Below are 15,139 nucleotides of genomic sequence, written 5' to 3' on the forward strand. Positions count from 1 at the left end.
GGAGCCGGAGCCCGGTGCCGTTACCGCGCGCCCGCGTCCGGCTGCGCAACCGCTCACCCGAAAGGCACCACCCGATGCACCTGCGCCGCACCGCCGCGGCCGCCCTGGCCGCCTTCAGCCCGCTCCTCATCGCCGCGTCCCCGTCGCCGTCGCCCGCCAAGGCGCCCGCCGCGCTGTACGGCCACGCCGACCCGACGTACGACGGCGTGTGGCGCCAGTCGTACGCGCTGCTGGCGCTCCACGCGGCCGACGCGGACCCGGCAGGGGACGCGGTGGAGTGGCTCGCCAAGCAGCAGTGCGCGGACGGCGGCTTCGCCTCCTACCGTCCCGACCCGACGGCGCCCTGCGACCCGAAGGCCGAGGACACCAACGCCACCGGCATAGCCTTGCAGGCCCTCGCCGTCCACGGTCAGGACTTCGCGGTCAAGCGCGGCGCCGAGTGGCTCGCCAAGGTGCAGAACCGCGACGGCGGCTGGTCCTACAACCCGGGCGGCGCCTCCGACGCCGACTCCACCGGCGTCGTCATCGGCGGCCTCAAGGCGGCCGGGACCGACGTCAAGTCCGTCACCACCGACGGCATGTCGCCCTACGACGCGCTGCGCTCGCTCCAGTTGGCCTGCGGCAAGAAGGACGGCGGCGCCTTCGCCTACCAGCCCGACGCCAAGTCCGGCGCCCTGGCGGCCAACGCCAAGGCCACCGCCGACGCCGTGCGCGGCGCCGAGGGCGCGGGCTTCGTCGTCGAGGCCCCCGACCGCGACGTCGCGGTGCGCGGCGAGTGCGGCGGCAGCGCCTCCGACGCCGGCGCCGCCTGGCTCGCCGGCCGGCTCACCGCGGGCGGCAGCCACCTCGACGCCGTCACCCCGGGCTCCGACAGCAAGACCCCGGACTTCGGCGCCACCGCCGACGCCGTCATCGCCCTCGCCGCCGGGGGGCACCTCGACGCCGCCAAGGGCGCGTACAACTGGCTCGCCGCCAACTCCGGCGCCTGGGCCAAGGACAACCCCACCGCCCTCGCCCAGCTCGCCCTCGCCGCGTACGCCACCGGCAACCCCACGCGGGACCACATCACCCGGCTCAGCGCCCTCGGCCCGGTCGCGGAGCAGAAGTCCGACTCCTCGGGCGGCAGTTCGGTGTGGTGGATCGTCGGCGCGGGCCTGGTCGCCGGCATCGGTATCGGCGTCCTGCTCACCGGCCGGAAGCACCGGCTGTGAAGCGGCCGCCCCTGGCGGCGGCGGCACTCCTCCTGGCCCTGGTGGCCGCCCTCGTCGCGACACCCGCGCACGCGGCCACCTACCGGTACTGGTCCTTCTGGCAGCGCGACACGGCCGGCGGCGCCTGGACGTACGCGCAGACCGGCCCCGCCCTCAGCCGCCCCGCCGACGGCACCGTCGAGGGCTGGCGCTTCGGGGTCAGCCCCGACGCCGGCTCGGCCGCCCGCCCCCGGGGAACGGCCCGCTTCGCCGCGATCTGCGCCGGCACCCCGGCCCGCGCGGGCAGCAAGCGCGTCGCGCTCCTGCTCGACTTCGGCACCGCCGCCGGCGCGCCCCCCGCCCGCACCGCCTGCGCCCGCGTCCCGTCCGGCGCCACCTCCGCCGACGCCCTCGCCGCCGCCGCTCCCCCGCTCCGCTACAACTCCGCGGGCCTCGTCTGCGCCATCGCCGGCTACCCCGCCACGGGTTGCGGCGAGCAGGTCACCGACGACGCCGCGGCGCCCGCCGCTCCGGCCCCCTCCTCCGGCCCCTCCCTCGGCACGTACGGCGCCGCCGCCGCGGTCCTCGCCGTCGCCGCGGCCGCCGTCTGGCAGGCCCGGCGCCGCCGGAACGAGCGCCCATGACCGCGGGGACGCCTCTGCCGTGGCCCCGCGGCGCCACGGGCCGGGGCCCGCGCCGCCGGCGGACGGGAACGCCGCGGCCCGCCAGAGAGCAGGGACCGCGGCGCGACGCGCCCCACGGCGCCGGGCGGCGCGGACCGCACGCGGGGGCGTGGTGGCTGTGGGCGCTGGGGCTCGCCACGGCCGCCTCGCGCACGACGAACCCCGCGCTGCTCGCGCTGCTCGCCGCGGTCGCCGGGTACGTCGTGGCCGTGTGCCGCGTGCCGGACGCGCCCTGGTCGCGGTCGTACGCCGCGTTCCTCCGCCTGGGCCTGGTCGTCCTCGCCATCCGGCTCGCCTTCGCCGTCGTCCTGGGCTCGCCGGTCCCCGGTACGCACACCGTGCTGACCCTCCCCGAAGTGCCGCTCCCCCACTGGGCGCAGGGGGTCCGCCTCGGCGGCCGGGTCACGGCGGAGGGGTTGTGGTTCGCGTTCCGGGAGGGCATGCGGCTGGCCACCCTGCTGGTGTGCCTGGGGGCCGCCAACGCCCTGGCCAACCCCTCCCGCCTCCTCAAGTCGCTGCCGGGCGCCCTGTACGAGGCGGGCGTGGCCGTCGTCGTCGCCATGACCTTCGCGCCGCACCTGGTCGCCGACGTACGCCGGCTGCGGGCGGCGCGCCGGCTGCGGGGCCGGGCGGACAAGGGCGTACGGGCCCTGCTGCAGGTCGGCCTGCCCGTCCTCGAAGGCGCCCTGGAGCGGTCCGTCGCCCTCGCCGCCGCCATGGACGCCCGCGGCTACGGCCGTACGGCGAAGGTGCCGCCCGCCGTGCGCCGGGCCACCGTCGCGCTCACCCTCGGCGGGCTGCTCGGACTGTGCGCGGGCACGTACGCGCTGCTCGCCGCTGAGGGCGCCGCCTACGGGCTGCCCCTGCTGCTGGCCGGCCTGGCCGCCGCCGTGGCGGGGCTGCGCCTGGGCGGGCGCCGCTCCGTCCGCACCCGCTACCGCCCCGACCCGTGGGACGGGACCGCGTGGCTGATCACCGCCTCGGGCGTGGCCGTCGCCGCGCTGACCGTCTGGGCCGCCGCGGCCTCCCCCGCCGGCCTCAACCCGCCCGCGGTACCTCTGACCGCGCCGTCGCTGCCGCTGTGGGCCGCGGCCGCCGCCCTGCTGGGGCTGCTGCCAGCACATCTGAAGGGAGCCCGCCCGTGATCCGCTTCGAGCAGGTCTCCGTCACCTACGACGGCGCCGCCGCGCCCGCCGTCGCCGGCGTCGACCTGACCGTCCCCGAGGGCGAACTCTGCCTGGTCGTCGGGCCCTCGGGCACCGGCAAGTCCACCCTCCTCGGCGCCGTCTCCGGCCTCGTACCGCACTTCACCGGCGGCACCCTCACCGGCCGGGTCACCGTGGCCGGGCACGACACCCGCACCCACCGGCCCCGCGAACTCGCCCACGTCGTCGGCACCGTCGGCCAGGACCCGCTCGCGCACTTCGTCACCGACACCGTCGAGGACGAACTCGCCTACGGCATGGAGTCGCTCGGCGTCGCCCCCGACGTGATGCGCCGCCGCGTCGAGGAGACCCTCGACCTGCTCGGCCTCGCCGATCTGCGCGACCGGCCGATCAGCACCCTGTCCGGCGGGCAGCAGCAGCGGGTGGCCATCGGCTCCGTCCTCACCGTCCACCCCCGGGTGCTGGTGCTGGACGAGCCGACCTCCGCGCTCGACCCCGCCGCGGCCGAGGAGGTGCTCGCCGTGCTGCAGCGGCTCGTCCACGACCTGGGGACGACCGTGCTGATGGCCGAACACCGCCTGGAGCGCGTCGTGCAGTACGCCGACCAGGTCGTCCTCCTGCCGGGCGGCGGCGCCGCGCCGGTCGCCGGCCCGCCCGCCGAGGTCATGGCGGCCTCCCCGGTCCATCCGCCGGTCGTCGCGCTCGGCCGGCTCGCCGGCTGGTCCCCGCTGCCGCTGTCCGTACGCGACGCCCGCCGCGCCGCCGCCCCGCTGCGCGAACGCCTCGCCGGCCGCACCCCGTCCGCGCCGCCCGCGCTCCCGCCCGGCGAACCCGTCGCCGCCGTCTCCGGTCTCACCGTCCGCCGCGGCCGCGTCGAGGCGCTGCGCGGGGTCGGCCTGACCGTACGGCCCGGCGAGACCGTGGCCCTCATGGGCCGCAACGGCGCCGGCAAGTCCACCCTGCTGGCCACTCTCGCCGGCATGCACGCCCCCACCTCGGGGACCGTGACCGTAGGCGGACTCGAACCGTCCCGCACCAGGCCCGCCGAACTGATCCGCCGCGTGGGCCTCGTCCCGCAGGACCCCCGCGACCTGCTGTACGCGGACACCGTCGCCGCCGAGTGCGCCGCCGCCGACGCCGACGCCGACGCGCCCCCCGGCACCTGCCGCGCCCTGGTCGGCGAAGTGCTGCCGGGCGTCACCGACGACACCCACCCGCGCGATCTGTCCGAGGGGCAGCGCCTCGCGCTCGCCCTCGCCGTCGTACTGACCGCCCGGCCCCCGCTGATCCTGCTCGACGAGCCGACCCGCGGCCTGGACTACGCCGCCAAGGCCCGGCTCGCCGCCCACCTGCGCGCGCTCGCCGCGGACGGCCACGCCATCGTCCTGGCCACCCACGACGTCGAACTCGCCGCCGAGCTCGCCCATCGCGTCGTCGTCCTCGCCGACGGCGACCTCGTCGCGGACGGCCCCACACCCGACGTCGTCGTCTCCTCCCCCGCCTTCGCCCCGCAGGTCGCCAAGGTGCTCAGCCCGCTGCCCTGGCTGACGGTCGCCCAGGTCGAGGCGGCCCTGGCGGCGACGGCGTGAGCGCGCGTCCGCCCCGCGCCGTCCGGCTGGGCAAGCGGGCCGTCGTCGCCCTCACGCTGGTCTCGGTGATCGGCGTCGCCGCCTTCGGCTGGCCGCTGCTCGCCGACCCCGGGTCGGGCCTCGCCCACAGCGGCGACGCGCCCTGGCTGTTCGCGGCCCTGCTGCCGCTGCTGATCGCCGTCGTCATGGCGACCATCGCCGACGACGAGGAGGGCCTGAGCGCCAAGTCCGTCGCCATGCTGGGCGTGCTGGCCGCCGCGGGGGCCGCGTTGCGTCCGCTCGGCGGGGGCACGGCCGGCATCGAGCCCATGTTCTTCCTCGTCGTGCTGGCCGGCCGGGTCCTCGGTCCCGGTTTCGGCTTCTCGCTGGGCGCGGTGACGATGTTCGCCTCCGCCCTGCTCACCGGCGGGGTCGGGCCGTGGATGCCGTTCCAGATGCTCTCCATGGGCTGGGTGGCGCTCGGCGCGGGCCTGCTCCCCGGCCCGGGCCGGCTGCGCGGCCGCGCCGAACTCGCCGTCCTGGCCGGCTACGGCGCGGTGTCCTCGGTCGCGTACGGCACGGTCATGAACCTGCAGGGCTGGCCGTACATCGGCGGGCTGTCCTCCGGCGTCTCCTTCGTACCCGGCGACACGCTGTCGGCCAACCTGGGCCGCTTCGTCGCGTACTGCCTGGCCACCTCGCTGGGCTGGGACCTGCCCCGCGCCGCGCTGACCGCGGTCCTGGTCCTCACCCTCGGCCCGTTCGTCCTGCGCGCCCTGCGGCGGGCCACCCGACGCGCCGCGTTCGGCGCGCCGGTGGCCTTCGACGGGGAGGCCGCCGGCGGGCCGCCGCGGTCGGGCTGACGACCCGGCGCGGCGGCCCGACGGGCGCCGCTGCCCGCGGCTCAGATCCGCTGGATGATCGTCCCTGTCGCCAGCGCGCCGCCCGCGCACATCACGACGAGCGCGAACTCCTTGTCCACACGCTCCAGTTCGTGCAGGGCGGTGGTGATCAGCCGGGCGCCGGTGGCCCCCACCGGGTGGCCGAGCGCGATGGCGCCGCCGTTGACGTTGACCTTCTCCAGGTCCTGGTCGAAGACCTGGGTCCAGGACAGCACCACCGAGGCGAAGGCCTCGTTGATCTCGACGAGGTCGATGTCGTTCAGCGTCATGCCGGCCTTGCCGAGCACCGCGCGCGTGGCGTCGATCGGGCCGTCCAGGTGGTAGTGGGTGTCCGCGCCGACCAGCGCCTGCGCCACGATCCGGGCCCGCGGCCGCAGTTTGAGCGCCCGCGCCATCCGCTTGGACGCCCACATCACTGCCGCCGCGCCGTCGGAGATCTGCGAGGAGTTCCCGGCGGTGTGCACGGCCGTCGGCATGATCGGCTTCAGCCCGGCCAGCGCCTCCACGCTGGTGTCGCGCAGTCCCTCGTCCCGGTCGACGAGGCGCCACATGCCCTGGCCGGCGAGCTGCTCCTCCTCCGTGGTGGGCACCTGAACGGCGAAGGTCTCCCGCTTGAAGCGCTCCTCGGCCCAGGCCCGCGCAGCCCGCTCCTGCGAGATCAGCCCGAGCCGGTCCACGTGCTCCCGGGTCAGCCCGCGGCGCCGGGCGATGCGCTCGGCCGCCTCGAACTGGTTGGGCAGGTCCACGTTCCACTCGTCCGGGAAGGGCTTGCCGGGCCCGTGCTTGGACCCACTGCCCAGCGGCACCCGCGACATGGCCTCGACGCCGCAGCCGATCCCGATGTCGATCACGCCGGCCGCGATCATGTTGGCGACCATGTGGTTGGCCTGCTGCGAGGAGCCGCACTGGCAGTCCACGGTCGTCGCGGCGGTCTCGTACGGCAGCCCGCAGGCCAGCCAGGCGTTGCGCGCGGGGTTCATCGACTGCTCCCCGGCGTGGGTGACCGTACCGCCGACGATCTGTTCCACGGCGTCGGGCTGGATGCCGGTGCGGCCGAGCAGTTCGCGGTACGTCTCACCGAGCAGGTAGGCGGGGTGGAGGTTGGCGAGCGCGCCGCCGCGCTTGCCGATGGGGGTGCGTACAGCTTCGACGATGACGGGTTCAGCGGCCATGTACCTCGTCCTCTCCTCGGCCGCGGGGCGTCCCGGCGCCCACGGCAGAACTAGTACGCGTTCTAGTTCCGCCCAGCAGTCTGCTTACCGGCGGTACGCGGGCGCAAGGGTCGTGCACGAGCCTGACCGATCCGCGCCGTCACGGCCCTTGCCTCTTACAGGGCCCGGGGCTACCGTCCACAGGCAAATCTGATGGAGCGTCAGAGATCGGGCCGCCCGGAACGCCTGGAACGCGCCGGGGGACGCCGCGGCACGCCCCGGAGCACCGCACGGCACCACGGAAGCCCCCGGCCACCCCATCTCGATCCAAACGGATCAACATCAAGCCGAAACAATCGCAGCAACTCGCTACAAACACCCCCACCAGGCAATATTCCCGAAGAACCCGGAACACCAGGACCGCACGGACCACCCGGACCAGGAGCCGCCGATGTCCGCCACGCCGCCCCCCTCCTGCCCCGCCCTCCCCGACGGCTTCGACTTCACCGACCCGGACGTCAACCAGCAGGGCATCCCGCTCCCGGAGTTCGCCGCCCTCCGGCGGACCGCGCCCGTCTCCTGGATCCCCCAACCCCACGGCCTCGCGGGCTTCGGCGACGACGGCTACTGGGCCGTCACCAGGCACGCCGACGTCAAGACGGTCTCCACCACCCCGGAGACCTTCTCCTCCCGCACCAACACCGCGATCATCCGTTTCAACGAGCACATGCAGCGCGACCGGATCGACGCCCAGCAACTGATCATCCTCAACATGGACCCGCCCGAGCACACCCGCCTGCGCCAGATAGTCCAACGCGGCTTCACCCCCCGCGCCATCCGGGCCCTGGAGGACGCACTCCGCCGGCGCGCCGAGCGCATCGTCGCCGAGGCCGCCGACCGCGGCACCGGCGACTTCGTCACCGACATCGCCTGCGAACTGCCGCTGCAGGCCATCGCCGAACTCATCGGCGTCCCCCAGGAGGACCGCAACAAGATCTTCGACTGGTCCAACAAGATGATCGGCTACGACGACCCCGAGCTCGCCATCACCGAGGAGATCGGCACCGAGTCCTCCATCGAGCTCATCTCCTACGCGATGAACATGGCCTCCGAGCGCAAGGCCTGCCCCGCCCACGACATCGTCACCAAGCTCGTCGCCGCCGAGGACGAGGGCAACCTCACCACCGACGAGTTCGGCTTCTTCGTCCTCGTCCTGGCCGTCGCGGGCAACGAGACCACGCGCAACGCCATCACCCACGGCATGCACGCCTTCCTCACCCACCGCGACCAGTGGGACCTCTTCCGTGCCGAGCGCCCGCGCACCGCCGCCGACGAGATCGTCCGCTGGGCCACGCCGGTGACCTCCTTCCAGCGCACCGCCACGCACGACACGGAGCTCTGCGGCGCCAAGATCCGCGAGGGCGACCGGGTCGGCATCTTCTACGCCTCGGCCAACCACGACCCCGAGGTCTTCACGGCCGCGGACACCTTCGACATCACCCGCGACCCCAACCCCCACCTCGGCTTCGGCGGCGGCGGCCCCCACTTCTGCCTCGGCGCCAGCCTCGCCCGCCTCGAGATCGACCTCATCTTCAACGCCATCGCCGACACCCTCCCCGCCATCCGCCTCGCCGGCGAGCCCCGCCGCCTGCGTTCCCCCTGGCTGAACGGCGTAAAGGAACTCCGCGTGACCTACTCCTGACCGCGCGCGTGCGTTTGCTGGGCACGGGGTATGGCAGGGTAGGCTGTGCTTTCGCATGTCCAGCGGGCGTGTAGCTCAGCGGTAGAGCGCTGCCCTTACAAGGCAGATGTCGGCGGTTCGAAACCGTCCACGCCCACCAGCCCCAGCGCATGGCAAAGGCCCAGGTCATCCGGCACGAGTCCGGAAACCTGGGCCTTGATCTTTTGCCCTGGGTGAGGGCCGCCGTGCCACTCACGTGCCAGATGGATCCTCTGCGTCCGGCCCCTGGACCCGCCGGATCTGGTCGTCCACGTGCCCGGCGATCTCGTGGTCGCGGCCGTTGACGAGGTGCTGATAGATCAGCGCGGCCCGCACCGACGAGTGCCCCATGCGGTGCATCAGCTCCCGCGTGGATGCCCCGCCCGTCGCGGCGAGGGTGTTGCCGGTGTGCCGCAGATCGTGGAAGTGGACGTCCCCGAGGCCGGCCGTAGCGATGGCACGCAGCCAGATGCGCCGAAAGTTGTTCCGCCGAAGCACTCCCCCGCGCGGCCCAACGAAGACCCGACCCGTGCGGCCAGGCTCGGCATACTCGGCGAGATGCGCAGCCAGCTCGACCGTGAGCGAGGCGGGGAACGCCACGGTGCGCACGCCGGCCGCGGACTTGGGAGCCTTGACCGTCAGTCCGTCCGACCGGGTCTCGGCGACCGACCGGCGGACCGAGATGGTGCGTCGCTCCAGGTCCACGTCCCACCGCTGGAGGCCGGCCAGTTCCCCGAAGCGCAGCGCAGTGAAGGACGCGAGCAGGATCATCACGCGGTAGCGCGCGGGTACGGCGTCCGCGAGCCGGAAGACTTCCGCCACCGACAGGAACGGGCGCTCGGCACTCGGTGCGGTGGCACCGCCCTTGATACGGCACGGATCGCGCTGGACCAGGCCGTCGTCCACGGCGGTGTTCATGATGGCGCGGAGGATCTGATACGCCTTGGCGACGGTCGCCCCGCCGACGCCCTGGTCAAGGAGGGTCGTCCGCCAACGCCGGACCTGCGGGGTGGTGATGTCCCGGAGCGGCACCGCGCGGAAGGTCGGCAGGATGTGCAATTCAGCGCGCTGCCGTTCCGTTCGCGGGTGGTGGCGGCGTAGTCGCGGTCCTTGAACCAGGTCTCGGCGTACTCACCGAACGCGATCTTGACGTCGGGGTTCTGCCAGTCGCCGTGAAGGATCTCGGCTTCTTGCTTCACCAGCCAGCGGTCCGCATCGGTCTGACTGCCGAAGGTCTTGTCCGCCGTCCGCATCAGCCCGTCCGGGCCCCGATAGCGCGCCTGGAAACGCCCCGAAGGCAGCTTCCGCACCGACCCGAAGCGACGACGGCGCCCCTTGGAATTCGCCATCAGGCCACCGCCTTCAGCCGCGCCGCGCCGCTCGTGACCGGCTGGACCGTGTGGGCCGCGATGAAGGCCCCTGGTGGCGTGCTCGAGTTGGACGAGGCACCCGAAGACGGTGTCAGGCGCGAAGTCTGGGAAGAGACCGGCATCCACGTCGAGGTGGACCAGCTCACCGGTGTCTACAAGAACACCACCCGCGGCATCGTCGCCCTGGTCTTCCGCTGCAAACCATCCGGCGGCACCGAACGCACCTCCGACGAGTCCACAGCCGTCGACTGGCTCACACCCGAAGAAGTCGCAGAGCGCATGTCCGAGGTCTTCGCGGTCCGGCTCCTGGACGCCCTAGATAGCGCCGGCCCGCATGTCCGCAGCCATGACGGCAAGCGCCTCACCACCGCCCAATGAACGTCGAGCCCAGTCAGAGGACAGGGCCTCGACGTAGTCGCGTTGCGTCCGGTTTGTGATCATCCGAGGCCGGGGAGCGCGAGGAGCCATTGGGGGTCGCGGGCGTTGCATCGCAGGCCCGCGACGCAACATTGGAGCACAACGGTCTCTTAAAGCGGGTCGCCGCAACTCCTACAGGCGTCTTCGCCATCGTCGTACATAACGCCGCAGCAGTACGTGGGGCCGCCGCTGACTTCAAAACAAGCGATGCACATCTGAGACTCCTCGTCCCAGTCAGTCGCGTTCTCGACGAGAGCGTCACACCCTGTACAGACAAGCGCTGTCACCGCGCATCACCCCAGCAATCGGATGAGGTAAACGGAGAGCAGTAATCGCTGTCGTGTCGCTCGGAATAGTCGCTCATGTTGGCTGTCGGCTTACCGCAGTTCGGACACGTGGGGTGTTCACCCTGACATGTGCGACTGTTGTGCCCACCGAGTCCACATACCCTGCATGCCATGACGACAGAGTAGATGAACCTCAACCGTCGGACCCAGGGCTTCGGCAAAGCTGGATGACGTCCGGTTTGTGATCATGTGAGGCCGAGGTAGGCGAGCGGCCGTTCGGGGCGGCGCGCGTTGTGACGTAGGGCGGCAGCGCCCAGTTGAGGCTTGGCGTCGGGTGATGCGTGACGATTGCCCTAGACGATCATGAAGCGATTGCAGCGCGGTAAGACTTTCTCTACTTCATCAAGGCCCGCGCACGGCGCGGGCGCGCGCCGCCTCGACGGCGCGGCCCGCCTCCTGTCTCCGCCCCGGCTGGCCGCGCCCGGCGGCGCGCTACGTGCTGCGGGCGGACGAGGGGGAAACCCGCTGTGGCTGGGGCGGTCGGCTCCACGACTTTAGCCAGCCACTTTGGCGCGAGCCTCGAAGATCATGGCCCCAACGTCGTGCTTTAACGGGCAGGTCCACAGACCGCCCGACTCGCCATGAGCTTACGGGGCCATGATCACTCGCGCCAAAGCAGCTCCCGGCCAAAGTCGTTCCGCCGACCGCGTGGGCGAGTCATGGCATCGTCCCATGGTCACGAGAGCCGTAGGGATATGGCCATGCGGCCTGATCGCAGTCATCATGAGCGGCATGCAGAGTGTCCAAGTGGGAGCAAGAACGGGCAAGACACGGGGATCGCTTGGTGTTGCTGCGGTCTACCTCTTCGCGCTGGGGAGCCTTGACGCGGGGATTTACCTTGCCGAGTTGATCACGGATGGGGACCGCTGGGTCGCCATGCTTGAGTCCGCTTTTGGCCTGCTGTTCGCAAGCTGGATTGCCGGAGCCGTGCACCTTCGCCGGATCAGGAAGGTAGAGGGTCAGAACAGGTAGGGGTCACAGGCCTCCGGCGCCTGTGCGGTACAGCAGCGAAGTACAGCAACCCCGCCGACCGACGCCAACCGCACATGCCCCCGACAGCCCGTTTGACCAGACCACTAGACCTCAGCGACCTCCGTGCGCATAGTTCGCATCGAGGGGATCGGGCGTGCCACAGCCGTGCCAGGTGAGGCGGTGCCGAACGGGGACCCACGGGGAACAGCGGTGACGGGGTCGCTTTGCCGCAGGTCAGCGTCCGCCCAGGTGAGACAGGATCCGGGGCCTCAGTCTTCCAAACTGGTTGTCCACCGTGCCCCTAGATGGATGAGGCAGACGACCCTGTCCGCACCCCAGGTCCCGTCCTTTACCGTGCGGGCGACCTCATCGGGCGACAGCCTACGCGGCGGGCATGCACTCCGTCCCAGCCCGTGCCCCTGTCGTGCCCGATCGCACGGGAAACCGCGGGGAACCACGGTGCCAACGAGCACGAAGAAGGGGCGCCCCCGTGTCTTGGGGCACCCCTTCTGTCCAGCGCCTTCGCTGGCCTACTGCGGAGAGTGTGGGATTTGAACCCACGGTGACATCGCTGCCACGACGGTTTTCAAGACCGTGTACGGATCGACGCTCCCAGAGCGTCGAGTGCACCCACGGCCGCGTGGATATGAGCCGGGCCGCGACGCAACCGTTCTCCCGCGCACCACCAGGACAGTCGCTCTTCTGTGTCCTCCCTTGGATGCATGCCCAGGCCATGCTCGGGGCACAGAGGCCACGCCTGCCGCAGAAGCTCCATGACAGTCTCCTGCGCGGCATCGGCAACGCTCGCCAGTGCAGAGGCAAGGCTGTCCTGTGAGTTCGGGTCCAAGTGGTTACCGTGCCACTCGCCGTTGGCCATGGCGACGTAGACGTTCTCCGGCTCATCCGCGTCGTAGGACGGAAAGGCCAGCAGCTGCAGGGGTTCCAACTGGGGAAGCGTCACCGCCAGGTCCCGGTTCAGAAGGGCGAGAGCCTGGTCCCACACTGGGTACTCGCCCGGCGAGACGCCGCGAGGCTCAGGGGGGTCGAAAAGAGCGCACATGAGCACCATCCTCCGCCACGCCAGGGACAGCCCAAATCGCTCAACAGCGTCGCCCCCCTGCAAAGACCGCGTGCGGGGGCTGACATCAGCGGCTGACATCAACGACGCTGGAAGGGTGCGTACTCCAGCACCTCTGCCCGGCCGTCGCACCAATCGACGAAAGCCGCCGCAGCGGACCCGGATCGAACTCCTAAAGCGGGTGTCACAGGTTCGAATCCTGTCGGCGGCACCAGCGCAACGGCCCCGGACCGACCATGGTCCGGGGCAAAACGTATTGCCGTCTATGATCCACAACGGGGCGCCGACAGCCCAGGGTCCTGAGGGCACACGTGCGCGCGGTGTTCCCCGATGGTGCAGGCACGAGCGGGGAACACCGGGGAACTTCGAATCGCCAGTAGTGGCAGTGTCGGGTTTGCCACCAGGTTTGCAGGTCGGTCCTATTCGCCAGTCTTGCCGAACACGGCATTGATCAGACTGGCGTCTCGGGTGTAAACCCTCATGCGCTGCACGTTCCCGTCGGCAAGCGTGAGATCGAATGCGGCAGTGCCCATGGAGATGTGCTTGTCCGCGGGGGCGATAGTGGTGGTGGCAAGCGGGATCGTCAGCGCATCCTTGCCGAGCCTGCCTTCCCATATGGCGTCCGCGGAGTTCGACAGGCGCAACTCACCCCACTGCACCTTGACCTTGCTGTCCGGCCTGACGAACAGTGCACGTACCCGGAGTTCAATGCCCTGGTGGAAGTCGGCCACGTCCTTCGCCGAGCTGACCGGGGCCCTACGGATAGCGGCCACCCAGCGGAAGAACGGAGCCGTACTGCCAAACGATGATCTAGAGGAGATTGTCACGGGCTGCATGCTCGCACCCTACATACTTGCACTACAAGGTACGTCAGCCGCAGGCCTGCAGGCCCCATAGCGGATGCCTCAGTCTGTCCGCCGCCCGTGCGGACACCGTCAAGTGAGCCCGGCTTGTCGACCCGTCGTGCCACCTGCACGCGACGTCAGTCGGGAAGTCTCGGGGTGACGGCAGCGCTGACGGCAACGAGGGCGAACGACAGCAACTGGCAATGGCCCGCTACGGCGATGGCGCAACCCTACCGCCCTGAGCTGCAGGGGGCGTGCCCGCATCTTCTAAGCGCTTGGCCGCAGGTCCGAGTCCTGCCGAGGCACCGCTACCTTCATTTTCGCGAGGGCAAGGCTTCGAGGAGCTGGGTCGCTGAACCGATCCTTAGGGCCCCGAGCTCGATGTACGCGCGTCCGGAGTCGGTCACCAGGCCACGCCAGCTCCTCAGGCATGATGCGTGTTCAGTTCGTGCTGATGCGTCGGGCCTTGGCCACGAGACTCGGGGGAAGCCCCGGCCCCGCGCACGCGTAGTCGATCAGCAGGTCCCGGTAGGAGGTGTTCGCGAGTTCCGGCGCCAGGGCGATCAGGGCCCGCAGATCGTCGGACGAGCCGGACAGGCGTGTGCGATAGGCGGCGCCCGCTGCGCGCAGGGAGACTTCGTGTGGTTCGTATTCCAGGCCTTGCTCGACGAGGCTCGCGGCTGCGGCGAAGTCGCCCTGCTCGGCACGCACGTCGGCTAGGTCCAGGTAGAGGGACCAGTTGGCAGGGTCCAGGGCCAGGGCCTCTTCGAAGGCCGCCGCAGCCTGGTCCAAGTCGCCCGTCACGCGCCATGTGGCCGCTCGTGCGACTGCGGTCCACATGACCCGATCGACGGCATCGGCGCGGTCGCACAGAGCGAAGGACAACTCGTAGCGACCGCAGGCCCGGGGCAGCCGGGCCATGGCCGCCAGCGACTCCGGTACGGGACTGCGTTCGGACACCACGTCGACAGCGTGGAACCAGGGCGCGAACCGCTCCCGCATCTCGTCGGTGTCCAGGTCGTGGCCGTAGTCCAACGTCCGCAGACACGCCTCGGCCAGCGCCTCGACACTAACCGCGCCGAGAAAGTGTGCATCTCCGAACCAGGGTGCAGCGCCCCATGGCACGTCGGGCCGCACGCCCGTGACCGAACCAAGGGCCATCACCGCGTTGTCCATGTCCCCGTCGAGGAACAGGAAGTACGCCTGCGCCAGCACAGCGCTCAAGGATCCGTCCCCTTCGAGACCCTCCTTCAGCTCCGAGCGCCGGTCCCGCCACAACTCGGCGAGGGCAGCGTAGGGCTCCGGGGCCGCCGGCGCGGAGGCTATCGCCCCCACCAGAAACTCCACGGCGCCGACCGGGCTTCCACCGCAGTGCGCCATCACACCGGCGAGAGCGACTCCTGTTGTCACTGACTGATTCGACATCGCCGGAGAATATCCGTGGCCCGAGGTTCTGTGAAACCCTCTGCTTGCGCGGTGGCGCAACCGCCCCTGATCCGTAAGTGACAGCAACCCTGACGGCAACGACGGCGCACAGAGGCCGATGATCACCACCGTTGGCGATCACTCCGGGAGGAGGCGAGCCACACCTTCCCAACGGGGTGCCCGATCCTACGGCTCAGAAGGTCTCTGACATCCACTGCTGACATCAACGTCGTCGGACGTGGGTGGATCGAGCGGACCTCCAGTGGATCGGGAGCCACCGCTGCTCGTGGTTCCGGCAGATCGCT

Annotated in this window: 11 protein-coding genes, 2 tRNA genes and 1 pseudogene; 9 read left to right on the forward strand and 5 right to left on the reverse strand. The window is 71.4% G+C overall.

Annotation, left to right across the window (positions count from 1 at the left end):
• The first annotated feature begins 14 nt into the window (after positions 1 to 14).
• Genes ACWDAS_RS08995 through ACWDAS_RS09015 form a run of 5 tightly spaced genes read left to right on the forward strand, consistent with a single transcriptional unit; the run spans position 15 to position 5,470 of the window.
• A complete protein-coding gene (locus tag ACWDAS_RS08995; RefSeq protein ID WP_450388186.1) occupies positions 15 to 1,211 on the forward strand; it encodes a prenyltransferase/squalene oxidase repeat-containing protein in 1,197 nt (398 codons plus the stop codon).
• A complete protein-coding gene (locus ACWDAS_RS09000; protein WP_450388187.1) occupies positions 1,208 to 1,834 on the forward strand; it encodes an SCO2322 family protein in 627 nt (208 codons plus the stop codon). Before ACWDAS_RS08995 ends, ACWDAS_RS09000 begins: the two co-directional genes overlap by 4 nt.
• A complete protein-coding gene (locus ACWDAS_RS09005; protein ID WP_450388188.1) occupies positions 1,831 to 3,018 on the forward strand; it encodes a CbiQ family ECF transporter T component in 1,188 nt (395 codons plus the stop codon). The genes ACWDAS_RS09000 and ACWDAS_RS09005 overlap by 4 nt, the downstream gene beginning before the upstream one ends.
• Entirely contained in the window at positions 3,015 to 4,628 is a 1,614-nt protein-coding gene (locus ACWDAS_RS09010; protein WP_450388189.1) for an ABC transporter ATP-binding protein, read from the forward strand. The genes ACWDAS_RS09005 and ACWDAS_RS09010 overlap by 4 nt, the downstream gene beginning before the upstream one ends.
• Positions 4,580 to 5,470: an ECF transporter S component gene (locus ACWDAS_RS09015; RefSeq protein WP_450388226.1), complete on the forward strand. Its 891-nt coding sequence runs from the start codon at positions 4,580 to 4,582 to the stop codon at positions 5,468 to 5,470. Before ACWDAS_RS09010 ends, ACWDAS_RS09015 begins: the two co-directional genes overlap by 49 nt.
• A gap of 41 nt (positions 5,471 to 5,511) precedes the next feature.
• On the opposite strand, the gene ACWDAS_RS09020 is transcribed toward ACWDAS_RS09015, so the two are convergent.
• Positions 5,512 to 6,681, reverse strand: a complete 1,170-nt coding sequence (locus ACWDAS_RS09020; RefSeq protein ID WP_450388190.1) for a steroid 3-ketoacyl-CoA thiolase — start codon at positions 6,679 to 6,681, stop codon at positions 5,512 to 5,514.
• Positions 6,682 to 7,111: 430 nt separating this feature from the next.
• Between ACWDAS_RS09020 and ACWDAS_RS09025 the strand changes: the two genes are divergently transcribed.
• On the forward strand, positions 7,112 to 8,362 hold the full coding sequence (locus tag ACWDAS_RS09025; RefSeq protein WP_450388191.1) for a cytochrome P450: 1,251 nt from the start codon (positions 7,112 to 7,114) through the stop codon (positions 8,360 to 8,362).
• Between the two features lie 64 nt (positions 8,363 to 8,426).
• Positions 8,427 to 8,501 (forward strand) — tRNA-Val (locus ACWDAS_RS09030).
• Between the two features lie 92 nt (positions 8,502 to 8,593).
• Here the strand turns inward: ACWDAS_RS09030 and ACWDAS_RS09035 are convergent.
• Positions 8,594 to 9,729, reverse strand: a pseudogene (locus tag ACWDAS_RS09035) (tyrosine-type recombinase/integrase).
• Positions 9,730 to 9,789: 60 nt separating this feature from the next.
• Between ACWDAS_RS09035 and ACWDAS_RS09040 the strand changes: the two are divergent.
• On the forward strand, positions 9,790 to 10,128 hold the full coding sequence (locus tag ACWDAS_RS09040) for an NUDIX hydrolase (protein ID WP_450388227.1): 339 nt from the start codon (positions 9,790 to 9,792) through the stop codon (positions 10,126 to 10,128).
• 1,944 nt (positions 10,129 to 12,072) lie between these two features.
• On the opposite strand, the gene ACWDAS_RS09045 is transcribed toward ACWDAS_RS09040, so the two are convergent.
• Entirely contained in the window at positions 12,073 to 12,432 is a 360-nt protein-coding gene (locus tag ACWDAS_RS09045) for a hypothetical protein (protein ID WP_450388192.1), read from the reverse strand.
• A gap of 276 nt (positions 12,433 to 12,708) precedes the next feature.
• Between ACWDAS_RS09045 and ACWDAS_RS09050 the strand changes: the two genes are divergently transcribed.
• Positions 12,709 to 12,778, forward strand: a tRNA-OTHER gene (locus ACWDAS_RS09050).
• A 205-nt stretch (positions 12,779 to 12,983) separates the two neighbouring features.
• Here ACWDAS_RS09050 and ACWDAS_RS09055 read toward each other — a convergent pair.
• Both ACWDAS_RS09055 and ACWDAS_RS09060 read right to left on the reverse strand, forming a co-directional pair.
• Positions 12,984 to 13,295, reverse strand: coding sequence for a hypothetical protein (locus ACWDAS_RS09055; protein WP_450388194.1), 312 nt, complete (start codon positions 13,293 to 13,295; stop codon positions 12,984 to 12,986).
• Between the two features lie 555 nt (positions 13,296 to 13,850).
• A complete protein-coding gene (locus ACWDAS_RS09060; RefSeq protein ID WP_450388228.1) occupies positions 13,851 to 14,819 on the reverse strand; it encodes a tetratricopeptide repeat protein in 969 nt (322 codons plus the stop codon).
• Positions 14,820 to 15,139: the final 320 nt, after the last annotated feature.

The sequence above is a fragment of the Streptomyces sp. NPDC001070 genome (genome assembly GCF_053598835.1).